The following is a 25,852-nucleotide window of genomic DNA, read 5'->3' on the forward strand; positions in this document are numbered from 1 at the left end:
TTTTTTTAGATAAACGTATAGGTATATTGTGTCGAATAATTTCAATTGTTTATAAGAGGTTTAAATCACTTTAATACTTAAACCTTTGATTGTTTGCCAGCCTTCTTTGTCGGTCACTTTAATCATAAAGTGGTAATCACCCGGATCTGCATCAACAGGGAAAAGCATATTTACATTAGCAGTATATTCTTTTGAATTTTCAGGAATTTCAAAAGATTGAATGAATACATAGGCATTTTCAGGTTGTTTTACCGGTGCAGCCAGGCAGGTCATCACTTCCGTACTATGTGAATGCTGGTCAAAATTGTGGTGAATGTCAAGGCTAAAAGATCCCAATGCTTTATTGTCTGTAAATTTTGCTTTAAATGTAAAAGGCACTCCTCTGGTGATTTCACTACACTGAATAGGAAAAGCATCCTGAATGGCAATATCGATTTCAGGATATTCCGTATCGATTTCTTCTTTGTTTTTCGAGCAGGCGCCTGCTATCACTGCCACCAGTACCGCCGTTAACCAGCTCTGTTTAAAAAATTTTGTTTGCATGATAGAGATTTTAGTTGTTTGAGAATTGTTTTAAACTGTATTATCGGATTGTAATTCTATTCTTGACTGGCTGAAAACTGAAAAGGAATTTTCAGCGATAAAATGATATTTCTTCCCGGCTCAGGCAAATTGATCAATCTGTAAAAGCTTGTATGATTCATATACTTTGTATTAAATACATTTTGTACCTGAAGATTAATATGGATATAGCTTTTATTCAGTTGCCACTTGGTACCTGCCTGAAAATTGAATAATTGAAAACCGTTTGTTATTCTTTCAGGTGGAACAATATTTTTTTGTGCAGCTGTAATACGGTAATCAAGAGAAAAATAGTTATCCTTCAACCGTTTTCCGTTTTTTGGTTCAAAACTAACATTCATCAATACAGAAGCAGGCGGCGAAAACGGTAATGTATAACCTTTTTTATCACCTGACAGCTGTTCATTGTAGATATACTCACCTAATATTTCAGAACTCCATCTGTCTGAAAACCGGTATTTAGCCTGCAGCTCCGCACCATATCTCATTACACGGCTTTGAGCATAATAAAAAACCTGGTTTCCCGCACCATAGAAATAATCATAAGTAGAAGTAGGATTCAGGAATATGTAATTAGGGAAATAGTTAAAAAACGGACTCAATTGTAATGACCAGTTTTCATCTTTATAATTAGCTTCAACATCTACCTGAAATGATTTTTCGGGCAACAATGAGGCATCTCCTTTTTCATATCTGAAGTAGTGGTAGTTCACTCCGTTTGCACCCAGTTCTTTTGCGATCGGCATTCTAAAGCTTGTTCCGGCATTCAGCTTCCAAAGCCATTGATCTCTGTTATAATTTACTCCAACACTCCAGTTGAGGCTGGTAAAGTCACGATTGATATTGTTTACCCTTTGCAAATACTGACGGGTTGTATCAGTTGCATTGATAATGTAAGACGGAAACCAATCAGTATATTCTTTCATTTCCATTTTACCATAATTCATTCGAACTGCACCATGCACCACAACATCGTTATTTAAGCGATATTGATCATAGGCATATATTCCGGCGGTGAGCTGATTGAATGCGGGAATTAAAAATCCCCATCCGTCAATTGTATTTTGTTGGTATTCTGCATTTCCACCTATGGTTAAAAGATGTTTATTCAAACGTATCTGGTCACGTATATTAAAAGAGTAAACATATTTATCGTATTGCCGTTCGAGCGTAATGGGGCTCGTCAGAGTATCAGGATAAATGGCCGGCATATAGCCATGGTTAGTATAATGATTCCATTCCTGTCTGAAATTTCTTTGTATACCTATTTCTGTTTGAATATGATGTTTCTGCAACTGAATCGATGTTTTATTGATCAGTTTATAGTGTGTTACATTCTGACGTGGCAATAAGATATCTCTTGAGGAAGCATCGTGAAGATCGTGGTCAACCCTTCTCGGCTCCAGTCCGTGTGCATTTGCAAAAAAGCCACTCTTGTTATAAATTCTGCTGGCATAGAATACCGACTTCACATTTTTTCCCATCCATCCTGCACTGAGATGAAAGTTAATATCCCTACCTGCCGTATTCCGAACTTGTTGTCGGTGCAGCGGAACAGCATAATCATAAACATACACGGTATCTGCAGGCACTTTATAATCGCCGTAAAAGATGCCGGTAGCCCGCAAATCAAAAAAAAGTTTGTCTTTTCTTCCATAAAGATTCAATGAACCTCCGGCTAAAGCATTATTTGTTTTTCCGGAAAGATCGATTGATCCGCCCCAGGTGTTTTTTTCAGGAGCCGGAGCCGGTTGTATATCAATAGCACCGGCAATGGCGTCAGAACCATACATGAAAGAGGCTGCGCCTTTAATAATTTCTATGCGTTGCGCACTGTATTGATCTATTTCTAATCCATGATCAGCACCCCATTGCTGACCTTCGTGTTTAACACCGTTCTCAACAACTACCACCTGGTTAAAACCAAGTCCTCTGATGAGTGGTTTTGAATTGCCCGAGCCAATACCGATATTGTTAATACCGGGTAAACGTTCAAGCGATTTCATCAGACTGCCTCCCTGATATCGTTGCAGGTAATCGTTGTTTACCACTTCCATACTAAAGTTGCTGGTTCTTTTTCTACGGTCTTCGTATGATTCCGTAACAAGTACCTGTTCTAGTTGCTGATGGTCGGGAATGAGTTGTATGTCTGGCAAAACGAGTATCTGATTACCTACCTGCACGGTGGTATCGTACACCTGAAAACCTGTATAGGTAATCAGAAGTTTATATACGCCGCTTTCGAGATGGTCAATTTGAAAGAAACCTTTTGTGTTTGATTTTACCATGATATGATTTTCATTCATCATAATAGTGGCACTTTCTAACGGTTGGTTATTTCCTAAAACCCGTCCGGCAATACCTGCTTGTTGCGCACTAACTTCACCATAGCCAAAAACTAATAGTGAAATCAGCGCTATATAATAGCCTGCTTTCATACTCATTAAATCCTCATTGCAACCATACGTGCAATGAACGGTAAACTAAAAGTGAAATACTTTTAAATAGAAGATGGTAGTTACCCCGGAAGATAAAGTAGCGGCAGAAGATGTACAGATCAATGATCTGAATCTGGATAAGACCGGATTTTCAAAAATGAATGAAATAACATTCACATTTACTGACTTATTGGTATAGATATACAATTACCGATAGCAGAAAAATCTATCTTATCAAAAAACAACCGGCTACACTCGAAAAATGAGGTAACACATAAAGAGATTATGCTAATGAAGGGGGGCCCTGAAGGGAGAAAAAATACTGAGGAAGCGCATAAAGATGGCTTTCAACAACTGAATGTTTTATGTGATGCGGTTGTTGAAAAACCGGCCATTCAATTGTATCAACAGAAAGATAAGGAGATGAAACTACTAAATCAACACAGTCACATACAACACCGGCCTGAACAATATGATGTCTGCCGTCGTCGGGAACATTGTTATAAGTATGTATATGCTGAGAGAAGAGGTCATGCAAATAATGCCTGGGCATAATGCTGAACGTAAACACCAGCATTATCCAAAGGGTCATTATTTTTTGTATGGTTGCGTTGCCTCTCATAATTGAAACAATGTTGCAAATTTATATAATTTGTTTTTATATAACAACATTTTTTTCAGGAAACCGGAACCGGTGCGGATAAACGGTGATTTTCGGGCTTATTTTTACTATTTCGAATAGTTTTCTTTACCCCACAGAATAGATAATTCTTACTATTTTTTATAGCCACCTACAACTCTGTCTTAATTTTAATTATTCGTTAATCATTCTTAAAAACGCCAACCGGCTCCTCTATTGAAAAGCCGGTTACGTTCTTGTTGTTTACTTGCGGGTAAGATTATAGACATAATCCTACGATGATTTTATCAAATTTTTATCTACAGGTTGATTACTGAGGTTTTTAATTCATAATTCCATTGATTATAATAATGGTTTCCCGAAGGTGTTTCTAATGAATCCGAAACATAATGGATCACGTTAATACCGAAATCAGGCGCAATTCCACCCCATGCTACCTTACCGATTGCAGGCGTATGATTGTATTTTTTTCCGGTTTGAGCAATTCCGATTTCACCTACTTTAGTCCAGGCACCTCCATCGCTCCAAAAACCAGCTCCCGGCATTTTCATAATTTCTATTTTTTCGGTAATCTGACCGGGCGAAGAGCCGGAATGCACAGGGCGAACCATGAAGAACTGATCTACACCGGTATAATCCCAGGCATAATCGATCGACTCCAGAAAGTCCGGTGCATCTCCGTCTAACTGAAACAATCCGGCAATGCTGACAGAATTAGCTGAGTTACCCAGGTTGATAGCTGAAAGGTTGCCGATGTTGATATGTCTTCGGATAACACGTAAACCTGTTTCATCATCAACTGTATAAGCCAGTAAAAATTCACCACCGTTTCCTACAGTACTGGCAGCGGGTTGCAGAGAACCGAGTCTGTTACGTCCACCAATATTCAGATTACCGGTTCCGCTCCATGTTTTTGTAATGAGCGGTTGTTTGTATTTCACCCAGGTAGTTGCTTCAAAAGAATTACTTAATGCAATACCTACCTGATTGTATTCATAATCCTGATTGGCACCCGTATAAAACATCACCGTATTATAAGTTTTACCTTCGTAAACGATGTTTGTTCCAGAAACCACACAAGGATCGCCTACGTAAGCGTTATCCCACTCCCCTGCGGTTCCTTTTTCTAAGATATTTTTTACTTCTACTTCTACGGTCTGGTCTGCCATTTTTATTTTTCTGAAATGGATTGCACCAGAATAGTTTTCGTCATCCGGTTGATCGGTATAGTACAAATACAGATAACCGTTTTCAACAATAGCTCCGGGGCCGAACGGCCGATAAGAGAAGTTAGCCGCTACGGGTGTTGTATCTACCGGTTTCGGAGGCGGATCCCATACATAGCTGGTACGCTCATCTTTCTGACAACTGATCGCTGCGGTTATTATCAAGAGATATATAATAAACTTTTTCATATAGCTTAATTTGAAATTTTACTTCGGCTGAATACTTGTTTTGAAAATGGTATACGTCCATTCGGCATGATGATCAGGTGTTGCTGAAACATCCGGTTGTGCTTTGCTGATAGTGAAGTATACTTCCATATTTTCAAGTCCGGTGGTGATTCCGAAAGCGTTTCTAGCCAGTGCAGCATTATGATTTCGCGGATATCCGCTTACCGATTCATCAATTCTAACGATTCTTTTCCAAACACCTCCACCAGTTAAGAACTCATTATAATTCATCATATTTACTTCCACTGCTGCAGGAATATAATTCGGATAATTCGACGGAGCCGGTTGTACATGTCTCACCATATATACATTTTCAGTGTTGGCATCAACAGCAAAATCGGCATTCGGTGCAATATCCGACGTGGTATAATTCATTTGAGTTAAGCCCGAAGTGGCCATTTTCACGGGTGTACCCAGTACCGGTTGATTCATATCTGACAAATCAGCTTCTCTTATCAGCGTACGAGTACCTTCCTGATCACCGACTGTATAAGTGATTAATACCTTTCCTTTCTGATCTAATGATACAACAGAAGGCTGACCTACTCCCCAGGCAGTATATAGCTGACCATTACTACCTTCATATTGCAAATCCTGATCGCCTTCCCATGTTTTCGGCACCAGCGGCCCCGGATATTTTACCCAGTCATTGGTTGTTAACGAATTACTGAAAGCCACCCCTACTTCATTATAATACCGGTTGTTTTTGTTTCCCAGAAAGAATAAAGCATATTTGTAGTTTACACCATTCATGTTAAAATCACCTTCAATAACAGAAGGGTCACAAACATGCCGGTCGTCCCATTCACCGGTATTACCGGGTGCTAAAACAATAGATGGCTGAGATACTCCTGAAGGAGATTCATGGATGTAGTAAATCTGATCATGAAACTCACCATCCGGATCATTTCCGCAGAACCACAGGTGTCTGTCAGCACCATCTATGATAATACTCGGACAATAAGCATACTTTCGTTCTCCTTCAAATCCGAATATCTTTTTTACCGGAGAGGTAGTGTAGCGTGCTGAAATTGCCGGTTCCCATTCCGGAATGTCAATTTTTTTCTGACAACTGCCGGCTGTTAAAAGCAAACCGGCAATGGTAATATCTTTAAGCAATCGAATCATGATAAATTATTTTAGCGCCTTCGGCTTTTGTGTAACAAGATTTTTGATAGCTGTTAACATGGCATTTGTTTGTTCATCGGAAGCGTTCAGGTAATAATGTAACCCGTTTGGATCAGCTTGAAAAGTGGTGATTCCTTTATCGTTCACTGTAACAGTTCCTGCTACACTTTTTTCAAAATATTGTTCGCCTTCTACTGCATATAGAACAGATAATAAATCCCATGACGGACGATCATATGGCATGTCGAGATAAAATTTATAAGCTTCTACTAACGGATGAGGATTTGCCCATGTAAAATCATTTTCAATACTCACGGCAGGATAGTTTACCCGTATACCCAGTTCAAATGGCGTAAATACGATCACTCCGGGCCAGTTTGAAAAAGCTTGCTGAGCTGCCGGTATATCTTTTACAACATTGTACTCGGGAAGATTTTGCCCGTTGAAATTACCTGCCATAACAGACAATAATTTTACTTTTTTAGCAACCAGCTCTTTACCATTAAATGGTGAAAGATCGTCAGCAGGTGAAGCTAACAAACGGGCGATATTGGTAGAAAAGCCAACAGATATAATTACGACGGAGCTATCTTTTTGTTTAGCCAGTAGTTGTCTGTACAGGCGTGTAGCTTCATGGTACTTGCCGGAAGTGTCAGGATGATTGAACAATTGTTTTCCATCTTTTTGCATCAACCAAACGGCCTCTGCATAATTTCGTGAATCGCCTTCAGAATCAGCACCGTTTTCAACAGTACCGACCGGCAGCGTTTCATATCCGTACCATTCATTCAGTAAATGAATAAAAGGAACTGAATAAGTATTATATTTGGTAGAAAGAACTCCTAAAAAATGAATCTTTTGCTGATCGGCATATTTATACAACATATCGATAGCAAGTACATCATCCACATCATTACCCATATCCGTATCAAAAATCACCTTTACCGGTTCGGTTTTATTGTCAATAGCCTCATTATTTTTATTGGCATCATTACAACCAGCAAAAGCAATAACAGCCAGTATCAATAGTTTAAATTTCATATCTGCTTTTTTATAAACCACTCAATTAGTTTTTAATTTTCAATTAAGAATTAATAAGAGTCATTTTGTTTTAAAAGTTTATTCACATCCATTTCTCTTTGCGGAATGGGGAATACTTTGTTTCTTTCAAAAATCTGTTTACCGGTTTGACTGATCGTCTGTACCAGCTGTCCGGTTCTTACCAGATCAAACCAGCGATGCCCTTCAAAAGCCAGTTCCCAGGCTCTTTCCTGCCAAACGGCCTGACGGAATGATTGCTGATCAAAATTCTGCACGTCATATAAATTCACATTAGCGCGGTCGCGGATTTTATTAATAGCATCAAAAGCTTCTACACTACCGTATTGAATTTCATTTTTTGCTTCTGCGTACATTAATAATACATCAGCGTAACGTAATACCGGATAATTGACTCCCGACAAACCACCTTCAGCCAGATCAAAATACTTAAAAGAGTACGGCTTGTTGAAGTTGGCAGTTCCGCTGCCGTCGTATTTGGGATACGAAGTTCTGATGAGTTGTTTGCGGGCATCATTACCGGCAAATGAATTATAGAAACCGGTTTCAACAGCCATCTCACCATAACTTTGTACCGCTTGAATACCACTTGAACGAGGCGCAAAGTTGACGCTATAACTACTGTTAATAATGCCGGCTTTATATTGAACACAGAAGATAAACTCTTTACCGTTTTTATTGGCATTCGTCCATACATCACCGTAACTACTGAATAAACTGTGTTTACCGATCACCGATTCTAACTGATCAACGGCAGGTTCCCATCTTCCCAGTGTCAGATATACTTTCCCCAACAATGTTTTAGCAGCATAAACAGTAGCTCTTCCTGCAGGCATTGATTCAGGTAAATGTTCTCCGGCAAAAGTTAAATCACCGATAATGGTTTCATATACCGTAGCAGCATCAGACTGTGGCAGATTCACTTCATCTAAAGAACTGACATAATTGAGTGACAAGGGAATTTTTCCGAACCAGCGAACCATGTTGAAATAAAACAGCCCTCTTAAAAAACGAGCTTCGGCGAGTAATTGATTTTTAATGGCAGGATTAATATTCCCTTCCATTAAATTGATTTTATTGATTGCCAGATTTGCCCTGTTAATACCCATATAATGTACACGCCAGTAAGCAGCGATAATATCATTATTAGAATCAAAAGTGTAGCTATCCATTGAAGTGGTAGACTGATTTCCCTGGTAACCCGGTTCCATTAAATCGGAAGGGAGGTCAGACATATTGTAAAAAGAACCGTAAGCGTTAAAATCAGAGAGCGTGGCATAGATTCCTACTACCCCTGAATTAGCTTGTTGTTCATCTTTATAAAATTGATCAGGATCGATAAAAGCATCAGGCTTTTCTTCGAGAAATTTCATGCATGAAGTGATACTCAGCACAAAAAACAATATCGGGAGTTGCCATATTTTAAGTTTCATAGCAATCGTTTTTTAATTAAAAGGAAACAGATACACCCATCAGGAAAGTACGCGCCTGTGGATAAAAACTATAATCATAACCGAGCAACAACGGATTCAATCCAAACAAATTCACTTCCGGATCATAACCGGTATACTTAGTGAATGTCCAAAGGTTTTGAACAGTGGCATATACCCTCAATCTGTTGAGTTTGGTTTTTTCCAGCAATTTGGCCGGAAGGTTATATCCGAATGTTACGTTCTTTATCCGCAGGAAACTACCATCTTCCAGATACATGGAAGATGTTAATGGTGCAATGTCAGCCCCCATCCGGGTATGAGTATTGGTTGGATTGCCAGGCGTCCATGCATTTCGATAAGTATCTCTGGTAATGTTGGTGGTACCGTTAGGAAATTTATAATCGATATATGCTTCGTTCAATATTTTATTACCGTATGAACCGGTGATAAGAATATTTAAGTCAAAGTTTTTATAAGAAAAATCATTACTGAAACCTGCGATAAAATCAGGATGCGGATTTCCTATAATGGTACGGTCATTGGCATTGATCATACCATCATTATTCACATCAACGATTTTCTGATCTCCCGGACGGGCGCCCGGTTGTGCTGAGTTCTTTATATCATCACCTTCCTGCCAGATACCTGCATTCTGATAACTGTAGAACATGCCGATCGGGTGACCTACTCTTGCCACACTATAACTTCCGAAGTAAAACAAATAACCATTAGTAATAATTTCATTGTTCTCTCCTAAATCCAATACTTTATTTCTATTAAAACTGATATTGAAGTTGGTCGTCCATCTGAAATTCTTACCCTGTATCGCCTGTGCGTTCACCGCCAGTTCCAAACCTTCATTTGAAATAGCTCCTGCATTCGTAATAGCAGAAGTATAACCCGAGCTATAAGGTATTTGTGCATTCAATAACAGATCGGTCGTTTTTTTATAATAATAGTCTGCAGTAAATAACACTCTGTTATTGAAAAATCCTGCATCTATCCCTGCATTAAATTGACCAGTACGTTCCCATCTCAGATTTCTGTTAGCAATTGAAGTGGGTACAATACCAACCTGGCGTTCATCTCCCAGAACAGCATATACACCATTTAGCTTAGCGAGTGAACTGTAAGAGCCGATTTCCTGATTACCGGTAATACCGTATGATACACGTAATTTCAAATCACTGATTGCAGGAATATTCTGAATAAAGTTTTCTTCGGATAAACGATAAGCTACAGATGCAGAAGGGAAAAAACCGTATTTGTTGTCAGCTCCAAAGCGTGAAGAGCCATCAACTCTTCCGGTGAAAGTGAATAGATATTTTCGGTCGTACTGATAATTTAAACGAAGGAAATAAGAATTCAAAGATGCTTTATCACTGGTAGAGGCAGAAGGTTCCTGAATCTGGCCAAGCCCCAGATTGTTAAACTTGAAGTGATCATCAACAAAACCTTTAGCAGTAGCAGAAACATTGTTAAAATACGTTTCCTGGAAAGTAATACCGGCTACCACATCTCCCTCATGTAAATCACTTTGCAAAGAATAGGATAAAGTATTTTCATTCAGCCAGGAAAGATATCTTGAAGTACTGATGCTGGCAGTACCTAAATTATCTACATATCCGTTACCCGGTGTTCCTTTCGGCTGATAATACTCATATCTGCCGTAAGAAATATCAGCCCCGGCCATCGTGCGGAATTTCAGGTTTGGAATAATTTCATACTCGCCATACACACTACTGATCGCGTGTGTTTTTTTGAACTGGTTGGTAACACTTTCAGCTAATGCCACCGGATTACCTTTACTATAAAAAGAAGCTCCGTAGAAAGACGCCAGTTCATTGTTCGTTAACCAGTTTCCGTATTTATCTTTAGGAGACGCAATCGGAGATATCGTTAGAGCAGCGGTTAAAGCACCGGGATCATCCTGATCATGAAAAGTTTCAGACAGGTTGAAGTTAACACCGAACTTTAATTTATCAGTGGCTTTGTTTTCGAGATACAAGCGCAGGTTACCACGCTGCAATCCGGAACCGATTACAACACCTTCCTGATTGAAATAATTCATTGAAAGGTTGTACTGTGTTTTATCATTACTGTTACTGATACTTAACTGATGATTCGTAATGTTTGCAGGCCTGAAGATTTCTTGCTGCCAGTCTGTACCCTTACCAAATGCGGCCGGATTATCAAAGATGGGTGTTAATCCGTCAGTAGCTCTTACGTCATTTACGAACTGCGCAAATTCCGTTGCATCGAGCATGTCAATTTTGCGGGAAGCTGTTTGCTGGCCGGCATAAGAATTTAACTCAGCTCTGAAACGTTTGGCAGCATTCCTTTTAGTGGTGATAATAACAACACCATTAGCGCCTCGTGAACCGTATATAGCCGTAGCAGAAGCATCTTTCAGTATATCGATACTTTCGATATCGCCCGGGTTAATAGTACTGAGATCACCTACTCCCGGAAACCCATCGATTACATATAAAGGATTACTACCTCCGTTGATAGAGTTAATACCTCTGATACGAACAGCAATGTCACCACCCGGTTTAGCACCGCTGGCATTAACAATCTGAACACCGGCAGCTCTGCCTTGCAGAAATTGTTCCATCGAGGTAACGGGTGTTTCAGCGATTTGCCGACCGCTTACGCTGGAAACAGCACCCGTAAGATCTGTTTTTTTTCTGGTTCCATAACCGATTACCACTACATCTGCCATTTGCTGAATTTCTTCTGACAAGCGAATGATCCAGTCTTTTTTATTGTTGATAGAATCAATAAAAACCTGATAGCCTACCATCGATACTTCTATTACTTTATCGGTAGCAGCCTGAATAGTTAAGGTAAAATAACCTTTTTCATCTGTGAGAGTAGTTTTTCCGGTTTCTTTAATACGAACCGTAGCACTTTGTAAAGGAAGCTGGGTGGAGGCAGATAAAACCTGCCCTTGTATCTGCTGCGCCGCAACGGGCAAAGCAGCTATACAGGAAAACAATAGCATTCCGGCCAGCGTCCTTATTTTTGGAGAGAAGAATACGTTAAACATAGCAATCATTTTTTGTATGCGAAATAGTATTACATACCGGCTAATACCAGTAGTACAATACCGGAAAGGAAAAACAAGAACATTAGGGTTACCAGCTTTTTAACATTCGGGTCGTTAGATTTGAATTCTTTCCAAATGAATACACCCCATAATGCAGCCACCAGCGTAGCACCCTGACCCAGGCCATAAGAAATAGCATAACCGGCTTTGCCTGCTGCCAGGATATTTAACAGCATACCGATGCACCAGATAATTCCACCGAGTACACCTGTCAGATGTGTTAAAAAATTTCCCTTAAAATAATCTTTGTAAGAAAGAGCTGATCCGCTGATCGGGCGTTTCATCAAAATGGTGTTAAATAAAAAATTACTGATAAACACGCCGATACCGAAACAAACCAAAGCGGTGTAAGGAGTCAGTTTACCGGCGGCAGGATTTGCAAAATCGTCAGACATGGAAGCAGCTACAAAACGGTAAAAGAAAGACATTAACACGCCGGCAGCAATAGCCAGTGCAATTCCTTTTACTGAAACATTTCCGGTACTGCGGTTTACACGACGATACGCTACTGCATCAAGAATAATGGCAACAACGACAAGGCCAACACCAATGAACAGTAATCCGGCATTGCCATAAGGAGCAGCAGCGTAATTGACAAGAACACCCAGTACAAGTGCCAAACCAACTCCCACCGGAAAAGCAACTGCCATTCCTGCAACGGCCATTGCTGCTGATAACAAAATATTAGAAAGATTAAAAACAGCTCCACCTAACATTGCTGTTACCAGATTAGCAGTATCAGCCTGTGACCAGTCGGCAAGGAAAGACCTACCTTCCGTACCTGTACTTCCTAAAGTAAATGCAGCGATCAGGGTAGTTAATAAAAGTCCGATCACATAATCCCAATAGTATAATTCAAAGCGCCAGGTTTTGGCGGCGGATAATTTTTGTGTATTTCCCCACGATCCCCAACATAACATGGTGATGATGGTGAACACTACAGCGAGTGTGTAAGAAGAAACAAGAAACATACGGCAGCGTTTTAGTTAATTATTTGGAGGTAGATAAGAGCATCCGAAAAATGTCACATTTACCAGACATGTATTATTGGGCAAGATTTAACTGGTGAGCGATCACTTCATTACGATGCGGAATAGAAGCCTGTGCACCCATTCTCGTAACGGAGATGGCAGCTGCCTGACTGGCAAAAGCAACGGCGTCTTCAAGCGATTTATCTTCAGAGAGTGCTACCGCCAGCGCACCGTTGAAAACATCACCGGCAGCAGTAGTATCAACCGTTTCAACTTTAACAGAGGGAATGATACTGCATTTACCTTCGGCACATAAAAGTGCTCCTTCGGGGCCCATCGTTACTACTACATTCTTTACACCTTTCGCGCAAATGCGTTTAGCAGCTGCTTCAGCAGATTTCATATCAATTACTTCAATACCGGTGATAGCACTGGCTTCGGTCGTATTCGGAGTAAGAATATTTACACGGGTTAAAAGCTGTTCAGACAGATGGTTGGCGGGAGCTGGATTTAAAATGACTCTTACATCGTGAGCGGCAGCTTCTTCAATTACCCATTCAACCACCTCCATCGGTGTTTCCAGCTGAACTAATAAGATAGCCGCCTGGCGGATAACCTCTCTCGCCTGTTGCAAATCGGTAATCTGCATACTGGCATTGGCTCCGGAGGCTACAACGATACTGTTTTCTCCTTTTTTGTCGACCGTAATCAATGCTACACCAGAGGGTAGCTCATCGTCAGACAATAAATAAGTAGTGTTAATACCTTCATTGGCAAAAAGCTGAGAGAATTGTTTGCCAAACACGTCATTTCCGAGCTTTGAAATAAAGATGACTTCACCACCTAAGCGGGAAACGGCTACTGCCTGATTGGCACCTTTACCACCCGGGTTCATAAAAAATGAGCCGGAAAGAACGGTTTCGCCGGGCACTGGGATATGATCTGTTTTCACTACCATATCCATGTTTGAACTTCCTACAACAACAATCGATTTATTTTTCATACCTCTTGAGAATTTCTTTACTCCTTCAAAAATAGAGGCAGTAAGCAAAGAAAATCAGCCAATTAAATACAAATTGCTTAATTTCAAATAATATTTTTATGAAATAATTTATTATATTTAATTGTTTTTCAATAATATACAAAATAAAATATAACACAAACGGCTGAATTCCAAAACGCATGTCACTACACACTGCCATTAAACTCGTTCACTCTCTTTCTAAGTCAGAAAAGAAGATGTTTACACTTTACACCCGTCAACAATCGGTAACACGGGGGTACGTAGAGCTATTTCGATTAATTGAACGACACCGCATAACCGACGTTCAAAATGTCAGCCGTTTATTTCTGGAGAAGTATAACCGAAAACAGCTGAATAACAGTGCCGCCTACCTTGTAAAAGTGATTACACAATGTTTAATTGATATCAAAACCGAAAAGGATCCATTTTTCCAGCTGATACATAAGTTTTTGGAAGTACAAATCTTACAGGAACGGGCACTCTATACAGAGAGTAATGACCTTCGGATACAAATACAACTGCAAGCACGCCTGCAACAACAACCGGTAATTGAATACTTAACCTACCGGAAAGAGTTAGATGTACTTAGTATTAATAACTTTCAGGAAATAAATGATACCGAACTGATTCAAAAACAGATGCGGGCAAAAGAGTTATTAAAAACCATACACCATGCACAGGAGCATCATACTTTGTTTGAACTGCTTAAATACCGGTTAACCAAAGCGGGCAAACTTTCATCAGCCGAAGAGCAGAAAAAAATGAATGACCTGATGCTGAGCGAAATGATTCTGGTTGCCGATAAGTCGAAGAAAAATTTTACACAACAAAAACTGCATCTGTTATTTCAGTCTTATTTTTTCACCAACGTTTCCGATCACCGGTCTGCCCTAAAAACCTTCAACGTATTGAATCAGCTTTTTGAAGACAATATAGCTTTACAGGAAAACCCGCCCCATGATTATTTATCTACTCTTACCGGCATTCTGGACAATCTTCAATCATTGAAGATGTATACAGAAATGGAACCGTACTTATTAAAGCTGCAGCAGCTGAGCATAGCAGCTTATCCGGAATATTTTAAATCGCTCGCGCATGGCTTATACTTAAATTATCAACTGGCAATTTTCATAGCCAACAATGAATTGAATACGGCAAAAAGACTCATTGAACATGCTGATAATGCAGGTTTACATCAATATGTAATGGCGGATGAAGAAAAACTATGGAGCTTGTTTTTTTACTGCAGCTTAACTTATTTCAAGTTGAAAGAATATAAAAAGGCGCATCGGTTCATCAGTCATATCATGAATAACTACAAAGAACAAACAGCCTGGATCATTTGCAAAGCTACCCGTCTGCTCAATATGATGATCTACTTTGAACAAGGTGACAATGATTATCTGGAATATGAAATAAGATCTTACAAACGATTCTACAAGAATAAAAAAAGCCAGTTAAAGAGTGAGTTGATGTTATTAAGGTTATTAGCCAACTGGTCGAAGATCAATCGTAAAAACATTACTACAGATGCGGTCAAAAAATTAAACGCAGAAATAAAAGAGATTCAATCAAGTCCGTATGAAGAACAACTACTGGTATATATCGATATACCTGCCTGGGCAATTCAGAAAACAGGCATTATGGTCAGCTAGAGTGTAGAATGAAAACGAACCATGAAGAAATTCAGGAATTAAGGTTGAATCGGAAACTTTTCATTTAATTTGCGCTCTGTTTTTACTGTCAGTAGTATTACCGACCCCACCAATAACGCAATTGCAAGTATCAATTCAATGACCGGATTCAATTTTAAAAACAATCCGGCGACAGAAAGCAGCGCCAGCACAATTCCGGTTTTAATCATCAGACGAGCTGAATATTGCTGTGCAAAATCCCACCGCTCCTGATTTTTTTTAGAACCGGGCGTTCTATATCCATATAAATGGTTGATTTGCTTTGGTGGTGATTTCAGCAGAATAAAACCGGCAATCATAAAGATGGGGCCTACCATAACAGGAATCAGAAATAATGGATTGCTCATACGCTATGAATTAAATTATTTTCATATTAATCATCATTAACCGGAAGATAATAAAATGATTCAATAATTCAAAGTACATTTCGGATAAACCGTTAAGCTAATTATGCTTTATAAAATCAAAAACTTTATCATTTCCAAGAGTGAAGAGGTTTTCCGTACTAATAGAAAAAGAGTAACTGATAAATTTGAAGCAACCTTTAAATTTATAAAAAATGAAAAAATTAATTCCGCTATTAGTTATGATGGTTTTAAACGTTTCTACTAATGCACAGACTGCTAAAGAAATGCTGGCTGAAATAAACGGTAAATGGGAGTTAGATGACAACAACAATGTAACTTTTGTAAAACTAATTGAAGCACCGGGATTAACAAAAGATGAGATTTTCAATAGAGCGCTCAACTATTTTACCTACAACTATGTAAGTGGAAAATCAGTCATTCAGCACCAGGATAAAGAAGCAGGCTTAATAGTAGGAAAAGGCTTATATAGTAATGTTCATATGGGTGTTTCACTGCAAACCACTCTTGTAGATGCCTGGCATATTCTGCGGGTAGATGTAAAAGACGGAAAGGCAAGAGCAATAGTAACATTAACTGATTATGAAAAGAAAATCACCGGCAGCAATGGAACCAGTACCTATTCAACGATGAAAATTTCATCTGAATACCCCATCAATGCGAAAGGCATGCAAAAAACAGTGATGTCAAAAGCGTTTTATAAATCTTACCAGAGAACAATGAAAACACTCAACGCAGTAGATAGAGCGATCAAAGAGGGCAATACTTCTAAATCAGTGGAAAATACAGACTGGTAAAACAAACACCGGCTTACAAATCTCTTTTATTTACAAGCATTATTTAGTTAAATAACCGCAGCCATAGGTATCACCTGTTAGCTGCGGTTATTTAAATCATTTCAAAAACACAACAGCCTTTTCCAATACACTGTCTTCGTTCTTTAAAAGATCTTTTACTGTATATTCTGCTTTTATATGTGGTTCAATACCCTTACCTATAAACTCAGTTCCATCGGGCAATAATACTTTTTTAGTACATATCCAGGCTTCTCCGCCGATGGGTAAACTGATGAGCAGGGGCTGCCCGGTACTGCCGTTGGTGAAGTTGCCGATTCTTTTAATATGTGGCTGATTGCTGGTAAATATCAAAAAATCTTCAGCAGCCGAAGCCGTAGTTGATTCGGTAAGAATTACAGTAGGAATGATTATTTTTTCGGTACCGGCCGGTATTTTTGAAGGCTGATAAGGATACTGATGCATCAGACTTCCCTGTGCAGCTTTATAATGCATCAGCGTTTGTTCTTTATCCAGGCCCCATTCCTTTTTTCCGTTTACGGTGTCAGCAGGGGTCAGAAAACTTCCCAACGCTTTATCGGTAGGAATTAATAACCTGCTTTGATTTTTAGCTCCATAGATTAAAGAATCATTTACCAGGTGCTGAGCAATCTTTCTCGACAACACAGAGCTTCCGCCACCATTGTATCTGATATCGATGATCAGGCTTTTTGCTTTCTTTAATTCAGGTAGTACTTTCAGAAACTCATCATATATACCGGCATTTTCAAAAGAAAGTATTTTGATGTAATAAGTATTTTGGTTGATCCATTTTGAAGAAAACACTTCCACCTTTGGAAAAACAGGATACATTTTAGCATCACCTGAAAATCTCTTCAATGATAGTTTCAGCGTATTAACTTTACCATCCGGTTTCTTATATTCAACAGTATAGTTGGTTCCTGCCAGGTTTTTAAACAATAACTGAGCCGCTCTTTTGACTTTTACGTGTGGTGAGGATACTGATAAATATGGAGTTACTTCTTGTTCAAGATATTGTTGTATGGGAATATTATTTACTTTCAGCACTTCAGTGCCGATTGGAAGTAATTCTTTTTTTGTTTCAATAATTCTTGTTACCACTACTTTGTTTTCGATATAGTCTGTAGCAAGTTTCAGATCACCGAATTCATTGATAATCCATTGACCGTCTAACTCATCCGGTAAATAAACCTGGGTATGTCCGTCGTTTAATAATGCAGACATTTTTTGAAGCTCCAGATAATATTCAAAATCATTAAGAGCAGGAATCTTTTCAATTAATTTTTTATAAGCTTCGTTCCAGACGGTTTTATCTACTTTATCAAAGTAAACAAAATTGTAATTGACTTCCTGCCAGTAATTAGATAATCCGTATATTTTATCAACGGTAGATATTTTGTTCAGTTGCTGTGCCTGCATCTGAGAAAACAATAACAGCAACATTCCAAGAAGGGTACTTCGCATTTCTTACAACTTTTGGCGCAATTTGCTTTGGTAAATAATAATTAGTTGCAATTTAAGCATTCGGTGGCAAAAATACCGAATGCAACCACAGCAGTTCATCTTGTCACCAAACAATTAGTTGGTCAATGATACATTCTGCCGAACGGCACTTATTGTTTTTCAAGTTTGCTCCACACTTCATAAATAGCTGCGCCGCTCGAGCTGAGGCCCGAATGAATCCAGTTGCCTTTTTCTACTTTAGCATCAAACGACAAAGAACTTCCTACCCTGCTGTTATCTCGTGAAAAGAATTCAATATGTTCGGTATATTTTCCATTTTCAAAAGTGTAACGGCCGCCACCTGTACCGGAAAATTCACCGGTTTTAATGTTAATGGCCGCCCATTGAAAACGGGTTCCACTTAATATTTTTAATGTTCTGCGTTCTCTTAAAGGCATATTTTGTACTTCAGCTCCCTGTTGACGGCCGGTAATACGCCAAACCCCGGACAAAGCATTTTTATTTTCATCAACACGTTGCCATTTAGCTTCTTGTCCGGTGATATTACTTACTAAGTTTGCATCCAGTTTATAAGAAAAAGAAGCTGTTTTCCCTAACCAGCTATCCAGGTCTTTACCTGCTTTTTCCGCATTATATTCCCAGGTAATTTTTATCGAGTTTTTATCTACGGTATATGGCCCGCCCTGCGTATTAATAAACTTTTTATTTGCCAGGTCAAATGTGCTGAATGAGCAATAACCATCCACAAAAACAAGTGTATATTCAGTGGATCCTGACTTATATTGCCAGGCACCGTCAATTTTTTGCGAAAATCCTGCAATAGTCAGTAATAGTAAAGCAAACGTTAGCATAATATTTTTCATAATCGGTGTTTTTATTTTTTATTACATGAATAAAACAATTCGCAATGCATAGTAAATGGCTTTTTATATAAAAGAAAAATCAGTCATATTTGTATTCTCCATTAAAACTATTTCGTTGATAATAATTGTTCAGCTAAATCCTTATCCTCCGCTGAGTAGGCAAATTCTATTTACTATCCATTTTCAATTTCCAATTCTCACCTCTTTATTAAAAAATCATCGTAGCAAAATCAGCCAGATAAATTCTCCAGTTTTTCCAGATATGTCCTTCTTCGTTTTCAAAATACTTGTATGGGTATTTATTCTCATCCAGTATTTTTCTGAAATCCTGATTAGCTTTATACAAGAAATCTGTTTTGCCGATCGCTATCCAATAAAGTTTCGGTTTAAGGTCAAACTGTTTTTTAAGTTTCTGATTAAAGTTTTCATAAATAGCTGACTTTGTATTATTCATTGGCATAATGGCTGCAGAGAACAATCCTACATAGTCAAACTGATCAGGATATTCTTTTGAAATATGTAAAGAATGAAATCCCCCCATAGACAATCCTGCAATTGCACGTCCTGATTTTTGCTGAATAGTTCTGTAATTCTGTTCAACAAATTTCATTACATCAGGGAAACTTTTTTCCATTGTTCCATCCATTGTATTAGGTAATTGCATGGTCGGTTTTACATATCCGAGTGCTGATTCTCCTGGTGCGGCTTCCTGCGCCACATTACCATTGGTCATTACAACAATCATCGGTTTGGCCTTACCTTGTGCAATAAGGTTATCGAGAATTTGTGCGGTTCTACCTAATGCAATCCAGGCTTCTTCGTCTCCTCCCATTCCGTGCAGCAAATACAAGACCGGATAATTGGTTTTAGAAGATTCATAACCGGGTGGTGTGTAAACAGTTAATCTGCGTTCTTTTTGTAAAGTCATGCTATTGTACCACCTCCGGGCAACAGTTCCGTGAGCAACTGCGTTCACTTTATACAGATCTGCCTGTCCGCCACCAATTATGAAAACACTGGTCACAGATCCTACATCCCGAATCTGATAAACATTATTCGGATCGCTTATTTTCACGCTATCAAGTAGAAAGGAATAACTGTACAACTCAGAGGCTAACGGCCGGGCAGTGGTGAATTCCCACAATCCGGCAGCTGACCGGGTCATATCCTGCACACCGGGAACATCCACTTCTCCGTAAGGTGTTTTTGACTTTTGGGCAGGCAAAAAATCGCCTGTAACCTGAACAGTTTTTGCATTCGGCGCAAACAAGCGGAAAGTAACCCTATTATCGGAGTGCACTTCCGGCGAAATACCGGATTGTGCATTAAAAATAGCTTGTTGTGCAGTCAGGGTGATTCCAACCAATAAAACCGGTATAAATAAAAAAAGTTTTTTCATGTAATTGTCAGCTAAAAGTTTCTCTATTTTACAAAAAAAAATTCAGAAATACTCATAAAATTCAATAATTTTCAAATGTCGGGCACTGTTCACTGACAATACAACTATACTAAAAAAGTATTTTGCCAATCTTTAAGGCAAATCATTTCTTTTTTTCCAAAACTCGTAATCAAAATTGCCTCTTTTTCTTTAACTTGATCCGTTAATATCAGCGTATTATCAAAGAATAAAAAATGCTACATTCACAGGTAGAATCGGATTGTTCTTTCAACAGAAATTGTGACATAAAATGATCATAAAAAGTAAAATAAAGGGGCTGGACGAGTGGTTGTTTATTGAAGATATTCCTGATCAGTATACACCCAACAAATCTGTATCAGAAAAAAAGGTAGTCATTAACCGTAGTCCTGTACGCATGGATAATTTCCAGTTAAGCAGCTCGGGGATATTTTTATTGTATTCTGAGATGAAATGCGAAGAGCCGGTTCGAATCAGAACTGAAGTGTTGGGGGAAACCGTTACCAGCCATTTTATATTTTACAAACAACCATCATTTAAGAAACTTACTATTTCAGGCAGAAGCCGCCATAACATCCGATACATTCCGAATACGGTTCAGGAGTATGAGATGAAAGACGGCATAGAATACAGTTATTTCCTGATGGTACTTTCGAAGGATTATTATTTTCACCTGATCAACCGGCACTCTTCTCTGCATGAAGATTTTGTGCAGGAAATTGAAAAGGGAAAACATGTCAGTATTGCCCCCAATGATATGCCGGTAACACCGGAAATGAGCCGTGTGATCAGTGAATTACAGGAAGGACAAAAATCAGGAGAAATACGTCGGTTACATACCGAAGCAAAAGTAATGGAGTTACTGATTTATCAATTGGAACAGTTAAAATCTTCAGAAGAAGAGCTTTCCATCAAAGCATTACGCGCAGATGATATTGAAAAACTGGAATTAGTAAGAAGTATTCTGGAACAAAACTTTATTGACCCGCCTTCGCAAAAGGAACTCTCTGTAAAAGCAGGATTAAACGAATCTAAATTGCGACGTTCGTTTAAAGAGTATTTCGGAACAACCATTCACGACTATACAGTTCGCATAAAAATGGAATACGCACGAAAGTTATTATTAGAAGAGCGTAAAACTATTTTTGAGGTTTCAGAACTGACAGGCTTTAATCATCAGAATAATTTCAGTAGTGCTTTTAAAAAATACTTCGGTATTTCACCGAGTGATATAAGATATTAGTTAATTGAAAATGGAAAGCTGAAAATTGAAAACGTTGCCAGGCTGTATTGTTCAAAACACTTTCAATTTTCCATTTTCAACTTTCAATTAAGTGCATTCTTTCTAATGTATTCTTCCACTCTTCCACATGCTCTTTTCCTACTTCATGTTTACCGGTTACCTGCAACATGAGTTCTCCGTCGTGGTCATATAATTCAAGCAGATGCATAGGCCCGGTTATAGTTGGTTGAATAATATGCCAGACGCTTCCGATGGCATCTTCCTGAACAAACAACTTACATTTTGCATCGGCCACCTGATAACAGCTGCCTGTATCAATTAAATTCTTAATCACTCCTACCTGTGTATGTATACAACTTCTGTTGCCGGCTTGTAACTTCACCGGTATTTCGTTATTCATACAATGCGTCATCACTTTTTTAAAATTGTAAAGGCTCATTTTTGCCGCACAATTATCTGGTGCCAGCCGTATTGCCTGACTACGTCTGATTCCGAATTTCCGGAGAATGACAGATAGTTCATCTGCATTTTTCATAGCATGCCATGAATCACAAAACAATTGCTGATTAACAGATTCATCAGGTATTTCTTTGTATGACTGAACCTTACTTTTATGTATATCAAATGGCTCTTGTCTGGGTGAGCGAAATTGTCTGACAATAGCATCATAAACGTCAATATCACTTTCATCAGTTAAAGTAGCTTTATACAACAGCTCTCCTTCTGCATTAAAAAACTGTAAGCTCTTTTCGTTATTATAAATATCATTATAAGCAAAAACAGTTTGCCATAACTGATGCGATACATTCAGATCAATATCTTCATCATCAAATTTTACAATTTGTTCATTGCTGGAATAATTCTGATAAATGCCGGTTCGTTCCACCATCACATGTTCGCTGTAGGTTTGGGTGGTTACTGACTTCAGGGCGGGTAAATTTCTTAATAAAGCCGGTATATCTGCTTCCAGTAAAACGGCATTGCCGTTTAACTCAAGCATTACTGTTGAGGCTTCAGAAATATTCAATTGACGGGCAATGTCACGTATTGTATAATGAGGATACATTTCTCTAAGAGAGATATATCTATCTTTTAATGATTGTTGTTTTGATTCTTCCGGCAACCAGGAGTTGAAGTTTTCGGCCTGTAACCTGATTTCCTTTACTAGTACAAAAGGTTTCAAAGTACGCGGATTGATCATGACTTCTGTTTCAATAGAAAAAACGGAATAGATATCCAAAGGAGTTAATACTTCCGAAGGGGTACCATCTTTCCATCTTCTACCATTTTTCATCATCAATATTCTATCGGCATATTGTGCGGCAAGGTTAATTTCATGTAATACTGCCAAAACCATATATCCTTTTTTGGCTAATGCCCTGGCAATAGCCATCGTTTGTTGCTGATACAACATATCAAGGCCGGTAACAGGTTCGTCTAAAATAATCAATCCTCTTTTTCTATCCCACAATTGCGCCAGTACGCGGGCCAGTTGAACCCGTTGTTGTTCGCCTCCGGAAAGAGTTAGAAAAGATCTTTCTGCCAGGTGTTCAATACCACAAACCTTCATGGTTTCCAGTACAATATCATGATCAGCATTTGTAGGGTTATTACGATGATAAGGATATCGCCCCATCATAATAATTTCCTGACAAAGGAATGGCATATTGACTACATTGTGCTGACTTAAAGTTGCCTTTAAAGAAGCCAGTTCAACTGAATTATAATCCTGTAACTTTTTTCCGTATAAACTAACAGATCCGCTATCAGGTTTTTGTTCACCGGTAATCATGCGCAGCAATGTAGACTTGCCGGCACCATTCGCTCCAAGAAGCGCTAATACTTCACCAGGACGAACCGAAAACGTAATATCTTTCAGAATCGTTCTTTTCTTAACTGCATATGTAACCGAATCAACCTTCAACATACGTATTCTGTTTATTGATGTAGTTTCTTTTTGTCTTTAATAAGGATATAGATAAATACAGGTGTTCCCAGCAGTGCCGTAATAACTCCGATCGGCAATTCAATCGGCGGTACCAGAATACGGCTTAGCATATCTGCTACAGTAAGTACAAGAGCACCCATAATAGCTGAGGCAGGTAAAACATATCGGTTATCAACACCTCCTATTAATCGTATAAGATGTGGCACCAGCAATCCTACAAAACCGATAATACCGGAAACAGAAACGGCGGCTCCTACTGCCAACGTTGCCAGCAACACTACTCTTCTTTTAATTACCGATGGCCTCATTCCCAGTTGTTCTGCCTGTGATTCACCTAATACGAAAGCATTTAGCATTTTACCCTGAAATGGTAAAATGAAAACAGGAATCAATATAAACGGTGCTACTACCAGTAAAGTTTCCTGTGTGGCGCCCGCAAGGCTGCCTAACATCCAGAAGGTAATGTTTCGCAATTGCTGGTCATCGGCCATAAAAGAAATCAAACCGGTTAAGGCGCCGGCTAGTGCATTAATGGCAATACCTGCGAGTAACATGGTGGCAATATTAGGTTTACCATTTGTTTTTGAAATATTGTACACCAGAATAGAAGCAACAGCAGCTCCTATAAATGCACTTACAGGAAGCAGGTAATAGCCGACCATCAGACTCATACCGGCGAACAGGGTCGTTTCAAGCATTATTACAAGTGCACTCATTAACGAAGCTCCGGCAGATATACCAATCAATCCGGATTCAGCAAGCGGATTTCTAAAAACCCCCTGAATGGCAGCACCTGAAATGCCCAGCGCTGCACCTACCAGTATTCCCATCAATACACGTGGAATACGCACAATTGACAGCACTCCCTTGTACTGGTCATCCAGCTGATCGCTATGATAAATGCCCAGTATATCCAGTACTGACCAGATTACCTGCTTAATAGGAATATCCATAGCTCCTACCGACATCGAAACAATCACTGAGATAATAAGTGCGGCTGTCAGTGATATGTAAATAACTTTTTTCATTCCAATATATTCCTATGCTCTGTCGTTTGTGATGATAATTTTATAAGGTTGGAGGCAGGTTCTTTCTTACTTATTGATATATTTTGGTATGCAGATCAATAATAGCATCTCCTAATCTGGAAGAAAAGCCGACCATTAGCGGGCCGTTTACCGACACGATTTTCTTGTTTTTTCCTGCATTTGTCAATGCAACTCCGGGCATTTTAAGAATTGATTCACTACCACCCAGGCTGCTCACACCAAAATCAAACAGGAGTATAACATCCGGATTTGCTTTAATCAGTGCTTCGGTGCTATAAGGTTTAAAAGAAGCAAACTCCTGAACAGCATTTTTACCACCGGCCAGTTCAATCATTGCATCTATATTGGTTCCTTTTCCGGCAATCGTCATGTTTCCTGCCCCTCTGGCATAAACAAACAAAACCTTTTGAGATTTTTTATTATTCGCTTTTACTTTTTGTAAAGCCTGTTGAACTTTTTCATTAGAGATTTTGATCAGTTCTTCGCCTTTTGCGGGTACTTCCAGTGCATTAGCTACTGTTCTGATCATTTTTTCAGCCCCTTTTACCGAATATTCCTGTTGAATAGTAACCAGTTTAATTCCTGCTTTTTTTAATTGCAGTACCACTGTTTTAGAAATATCTCCTTCAAGCGCTAATACCAGATCCGGACTAAACTGCATGAGTCCTTCTACCGAAACAGCGCGATTGCGGCTTACTTTCGGTAATTGTTTAACATATGCCGGATATTCGCTGGTAACATCAGTGGCAACAATACTTTTTCCGAAACCCAGGGCATCAGTTGTTTCAGTAATAACGGTTCCCAGCGTAATAATTCTTTTGGGCACTCCGGCACTTACGGTGGTGGATATACACAACAGTAAAATGATCAGAATGCTGTTTATACTTTTCATGTTTGTCATCGTTTCGCAATGCAAAAAAAGTACTTATTCAACTATTATATAGCATATCCTGAGCACACAAAGCAGGCCTGGTGCATTTTTTCCTGATTTCGTAAACGGTTTACTAAGCTGAAAAAGCGTCTTTCAATTGAGTGTTTTACCAATGAAAGCAGGTTTTATCAGCTTAAAATATTGAAATCCACTCTTAACAAAAACAACACGAAATACATACAAAAAAGACCGGATTGCATATGCCTGGTAAAAATTGAATAC

21 protein-coding genes and 1 pseudogene are annotated in these 25,852 nt (G+C 38.9%); 4 read left to right on the plus strand and 18 right to left on the minus strand.

Annotation, left to right across the window (positions count from 1 at the left end):
- Positions 1–60: 60 nt before the first annotated feature.
- Positions 61–543, minus strand: a complete 483-nt coding sequence (locus D9O48_RS09240) for a DUF4625 domain-containing protein (protein WP_126972682.1) — start codon at positions 541–543, stop codon at positions 61–63.
- Between the two features lie 56 nt (positions 544–599).
- A complete protein-coding gene (locus D9O48_RS09245; RefSeq protein ID WP_199750543.1) occupies positions 600–3,026 on the minus strand; it encodes a TonB-dependent receptor in 2,427 nt (808 codons plus the stop codon).
- A gap of 67 nt (positions 3,027–3,093) precedes the next feature.
- On the opposite strand from D9O48_RS09245, the gene D9O48_RS19075 reads away from it, so the two are divergent.
- Positions 3,094–3,219 (plus strand): hypothetical protein, encoded by a 126-nt coding sequence (locus tag D9O48_RS19075; protein WP_262707383.1) that lies wholly within the window; start codon positions 3,094–3,096, stop codon positions 3,217–3,219.
- A gap of 84 nt (positions 3,220–3,303) precedes the next feature.
- Here the strand turns inward: D9O48_RS19075 and D9O48_RS09250 are convergent, their stop codons facing one another.
- The 8 genes from D9O48_RS09250 to rbsK all read right to left on the minus strand — a co-directional run bounded on the left by D9O48_RS09250 (position 3,304) and on the right by rbsK (position 13,820).
- Positions 3,304–3,612, minus strand: a complete 309-nt coding sequence (locus D9O48_RS09250) for a hypothetical protein (RefSeq protein ID WP_126972683.1) — start codon at positions 3,610–3,612, stop codon at positions 3,304–3,306.
- Between the two features lie 347 nt (positions 3,613–3,959).
- On the minus strand, positions 3,960–5,075 hold the full coding sequence (locus tag D9O48_RS09255) for a hypothetical protein (protein ID WP_126972684.1): 1,116 nt from the start codon (positions 5,073–5,075) through the stop codon (positions 3,960–3,962).
- Positions 5,076–5,093: 18 nt separating this feature from the next.
- Positions 5,094–6,242, minus strand: coding sequence for a glycoside hydrolase family protein (locus tag D9O48_RS09260; RefSeq protein ID WP_126972685.1), 1,149 nt, complete (start codon positions 6,240–6,242; stop codon positions 5,094–5,096).
- A 6-nt stretch (positions 6,243–6,248) separates the two neighbouring features.
- Positions 6,249–7,283, minus strand: coding sequence for a nucleoside hydrolase (locus D9O48_RS09265; protein ID WP_126972686.1), 1,035 nt, complete (start codon positions 7,281–7,283; stop codon positions 6,249–6,251).
- A 50-nt stretch (positions 7,284–7,333) separates the two neighbouring features.
- On the minus strand, positions 7,334–8,734 hold the full coding sequence (locus D9O48_RS09270) for a RagB/SusD family nutrient uptake outer membrane protein (RefSeq protein ID WP_126972687.1): 1,401 nt from the start codon (positions 8,732–8,734) through the stop codon (positions 7,334–7,336).
- Between the two features lie 16 nt (positions 8,735–8,750).
- Positions 8,751–11,786: a SusC/RagA family TonB-linked outer membrane protein gene (locus D9O48_RS09275; protein ID WP_158624858.1), complete on the minus strand. Its 3,036-nt coding sequence runs from the start codon at positions 11,784–11,786 to the stop codon at positions 8,751–8,753.
- Positions 11,787–11,815: 29 nt separating this feature from the next.
- A complete protein-coding gene (locus D9O48_RS09280; protein ID WP_126972689.1) occupies positions 11,816–12,817 on the minus strand; it encodes a GRP family sugar transporter in 1,002 nt (333 codons plus the stop codon).
- Positions 12,818–12,890: 73 nt separating this feature from the next.
- Complete coding sequence (gene rbsK, locus D9O48_RS09285) at positions 12,891–13,820, minus strand: ribokinase (protein ID WP_126972690.1); 930 nt, start codon at positions 13,818–13,820, stop codon at positions 12,891–12,893.
- 179 nt (positions 13,821–13,999) lie between these two features.
- On the opposite strand from rbsK, the gene D9O48_RS09290 reads away from it, so the two are divergent.
- On the plus strand, positions 14,000–15,496 hold the full coding sequence (locus D9O48_RS09290) for a hypothetical protein (RefSeq protein ID WP_126972691.1): 1,497 nt from the start codon (positions 14,000–14,002) through the stop codon (positions 15,494–15,496).
- Between the two features lie 38 nt (positions 15,497–15,534).
- Here the strand turns inward: D9O48_RS09290 and D9O48_RS09295 are convergent, their stop codons facing one another.
- A complete protein-coding gene (locus D9O48_RS09295) occupies positions 15,535–15,882 on the minus strand; it encodes an SdpI family protein (protein ID WP_126972692.1) in 348 nt (115 codons plus the stop codon).
- 212 nt (positions 15,883–16,094) lie between these two features.
- Here D9O48_RS09295 and D9O48_RS09300 point away from each other — a divergent pair, with 212 nt between their 5' ends.
- Entirely contained in the window at positions 16,095–16,697 is a 603-nt protein-coding gene (locus D9O48_RS09300; protein ID WP_126972693.1) for a DUF4468 domain-containing protein, read from the plus strand.
- Positions 16,698–16,793: 96 nt separating this feature from the next.
- Here the strand turns inward: D9O48_RS09300 and D9O48_RS09305 are convergent, their stop codons facing one another.
- From D9O48_RS09305 to D9O48_RS09315, 3 genes are all read right to left on the minus strand, one after another.
- A complete protein-coding gene (locus D9O48_RS09305; RefSeq protein WP_126972694.1) occupies positions 16,794–18,179 on the minus strand; it encodes a S41 family peptidase in 1,386 nt (461 codons plus the stop codon).
- A 149-nt stretch (positions 18,180–18,328) separates the two neighbouring features.
- Positions 18,329–19,042 carry a hypothetical protein gene (locus D9O48_RS09310; protein WP_126972695.1) on the minus strand — a complete coding sequence of 238 codons (714 nt, stop codon included), beginning with the start codon at positions 19,040–19,042 and terminating at the stop codon, positions 18,329–18,331.
- Between the two features lie 208 nt (positions 19,043–19,250).
- Positions 19,251–20,441 (minus strand): esterase, encoded by a 1,191-nt coding sequence (locus tag D9O48_RS09315; RefSeq protein ID WP_126972696.1) that lies wholly within the window; start codon positions 20,439–20,441, stop codon positions 19,251–19,253.
- A gap of 289 nt (positions 20,442–20,730) precedes the next feature.
- Here D9O48_RS09315 and D9O48_RS09320 point away from each other — a divergent pair, with 289 nt between their 5' ends.
- Complete coding sequence (locus tag D9O48_RS09320) at positions 20,731–21,702, plus strand: helix-turn-helix transcriptional regulator (RefSeq protein WP_126972697.1); 972 nt, start codon at positions 20,731–20,733, stop codon at positions 21,700–21,702.
- Between the two features lie 76 nt (positions 21,703–21,778).
- Here the strand turns inward: D9O48_RS09320 and D9O48_RS19160 are convergent, their stop codons facing one another.
- From D9O48_RS19160 to D9O48_RS09335, 4 genes and pseudogenes are all read right to left on the minus strand, one after another.
- Positions 21,779–22,768: a ChuX/HutX family heme-like substrate-binding protein gene (locus D9O48_RS19160; RefSeq protein WP_449404152.1), complete on the minus strand. Its 990-nt coding sequence runs from the start codon at positions 22,766–22,768 to the stop codon at positions 21,779–21,781.
- Between the two features lie 105 nt (positions 22,769–22,873).
- A pseudogene (locus D9O48_RS19165) lies at positions 22,874–23,626 on the minus strand (heme ABC transporter ATP-binding protein); the annotation flags it as partial.
- Between the two features lie 14 nt (positions 23,627–23,640).
- Positions 23,641–24,678 carry a FecCD family ABC transporter permease gene (locus D9O48_RS09330; protein ID WP_126972699.1) on the minus strand — a complete coding sequence of 346 codons (1,038 nt, stop codon included), beginning with the start codon at positions 24,676–24,678 and terminating at the stop codon, positions 23,641–23,643.
- A 70-nt stretch (positions 24,679–24,748) separates the two neighbouring features.
- Positions 24,749–25,591, minus strand: a complete 843-nt coding sequence (locus tag D9O48_RS09335; RefSeq protein WP_126972700.1) for a heme/hemin ABC transporter substrate-binding protein — start codon at positions 25,589–25,591, stop codon at positions 24,749–24,751.
- Positions 25,592–25,852 lie beyond the last annotated feature (261 nt).

It is taken from the genome of Gynurincola endophyticus, from assembly GCF_003991195.1.
Classification (GTDB): Bacteria; Bacteroidota; Bacteroidia; order Chitinophagales; family Chitinophagaceae; genus Gynurincola; species Gynurincola endophyticus.

Coding starts and splice junctions, on each gene's coding strand:
- D9O48_RS09290 (WP_126972691.1), top strand. CDS start 14,000: ATGTCACTACACACTGCCATTAAACTCGTTCACTCTCTTTCTAAGTCA.
- D9O48_RS09270 (WP_126972687.1), bottom strand. CDS start 8,734: ATGAAACTTAAAATATGGCAACTCCCGATATTGTTTTTTGTGCTGAGT.
- rbsK (WP_126972690.1), bottom strand. CDS start 13,820: ATGAAAAATAAATCGATTGTTGTTGTAGGAAGTTCAAACATGGATATG.
- D9O48_RS09300 (WP_126972693.1), top strand. CDS start 16,095: ATGAAAAAATTAATTCCGCTATTAGTTATGATGGTTTTAAACGTTTCT.
- D9O48_RS09335 (WP_126972700.1), bottom strand. CDS start 25,591: ATGAAAAGTATAAACAGCATTCTGATCATTTTACTGTTGTGTATATCC.
- D9O48_RS09245 (WP_199750543.1), bottom strand. CDS start 3,026: ATGAGTATGAAAGCAGGCTATTATATAGCGCTGATTTCACTATTAGTT.
- D9O48_RS09305 (WP_126972694.1), bottom strand. CDS start 18,179: ATGCGAAGTACCCTTCTTGGAATGTTGCTGTTATTGTTTTCTCAGATG.
- D9O48_RS09315 (WP_126972696.1), bottom strand. CDS start 20,441: ATGAAAAAACTTTTTTTATTTATACCGGTTTTATTGGTTGGAATCACC.
- D9O48_RS09265 (WP_126972686.1), bottom strand. CDS start 7,283: ATGAAATTTAAACTATTGATACTGGCTGTTATTGCTTTTGCTGGTTGT.
- D9O48_RS09275 (WP_158624858.1), bottom strand. CDS start 11,786: ATGTTTAACGTATTCTTCTCTCCAAAAATAAGGACGCTGGCCGGAATG.
- D9O48_RS19075 (WP_262707383.1), top strand. CDS start 3,094: ATGGTAGTTACCCCGGAAGATAAAGTAGCGGCAGAAGATGTACAGATC.
- D9O48_RS19160 (WP_449404152.1), bottom strand. CDS start 22,768: ATGTATCCTCATTATACAATACGTGACATTGCCCGTCAATTGAATATT.
- D9O48_RS09330 (WP_126972699.1), bottom strand. CDS start 24,678: ATGAAAAAAGTTATTTACATATCACTGACAGCCGCACTTATTATCTCA.
- D9O48_RS09240 (WP_126972682.1), bottom strand. CDS start 543: ATGCAAACAAAATTTTTTAAACAGAGCTGGTTAACGGCGGTACTGGTG.
- D9O48_RS09255 (WP_126972684.1), bottom strand. CDS start 5,075: ATGAAAAAGTTTATTATATATCTCTTGATAATAACCGCAGCGATCAGT.
- D9O48_RS09295 (WP_126972692.1), bottom strand. CDS start 15,882: ATGAGCAATCCATTATTTCTGATTCCTGTTATGGTAGGCCCCATCTTT.
- D9O48_RS09320 (WP_126972697.1), top strand. CDS start 20,731: ATGATCATAAAAAGTAAAATAAAGGGGCTGGACGAGTGGTTGTTTATT.
- D9O48_RS09260 (WP_126972685.1), bottom strand. CDS start 6,242: ATGATTCGATTGCTTAAAGATATTACCATTGCCGGTTTGCTTTTAACA.
- D9O48_RS09310 (WP_126972695.1), bottom strand. CDS start 19,042: ATGAAAAATATTATGCTAACGTTTGCTTTACTATTACTGACTATTGCA.
- D9O48_RS09250 (WP_126972683.1), bottom strand. CDS start 3,612: ATGACCCTTTGGATAATGCTGGTGTTTACGTTCAGCATTATGCCCAGG.
- D9O48_RS09280 (WP_126972689.1), bottom strand. CDS start 12,817: ATGTTTCTTGTTTCTTCTTACACACTCGCTGTAGTGTTCACCATCATC.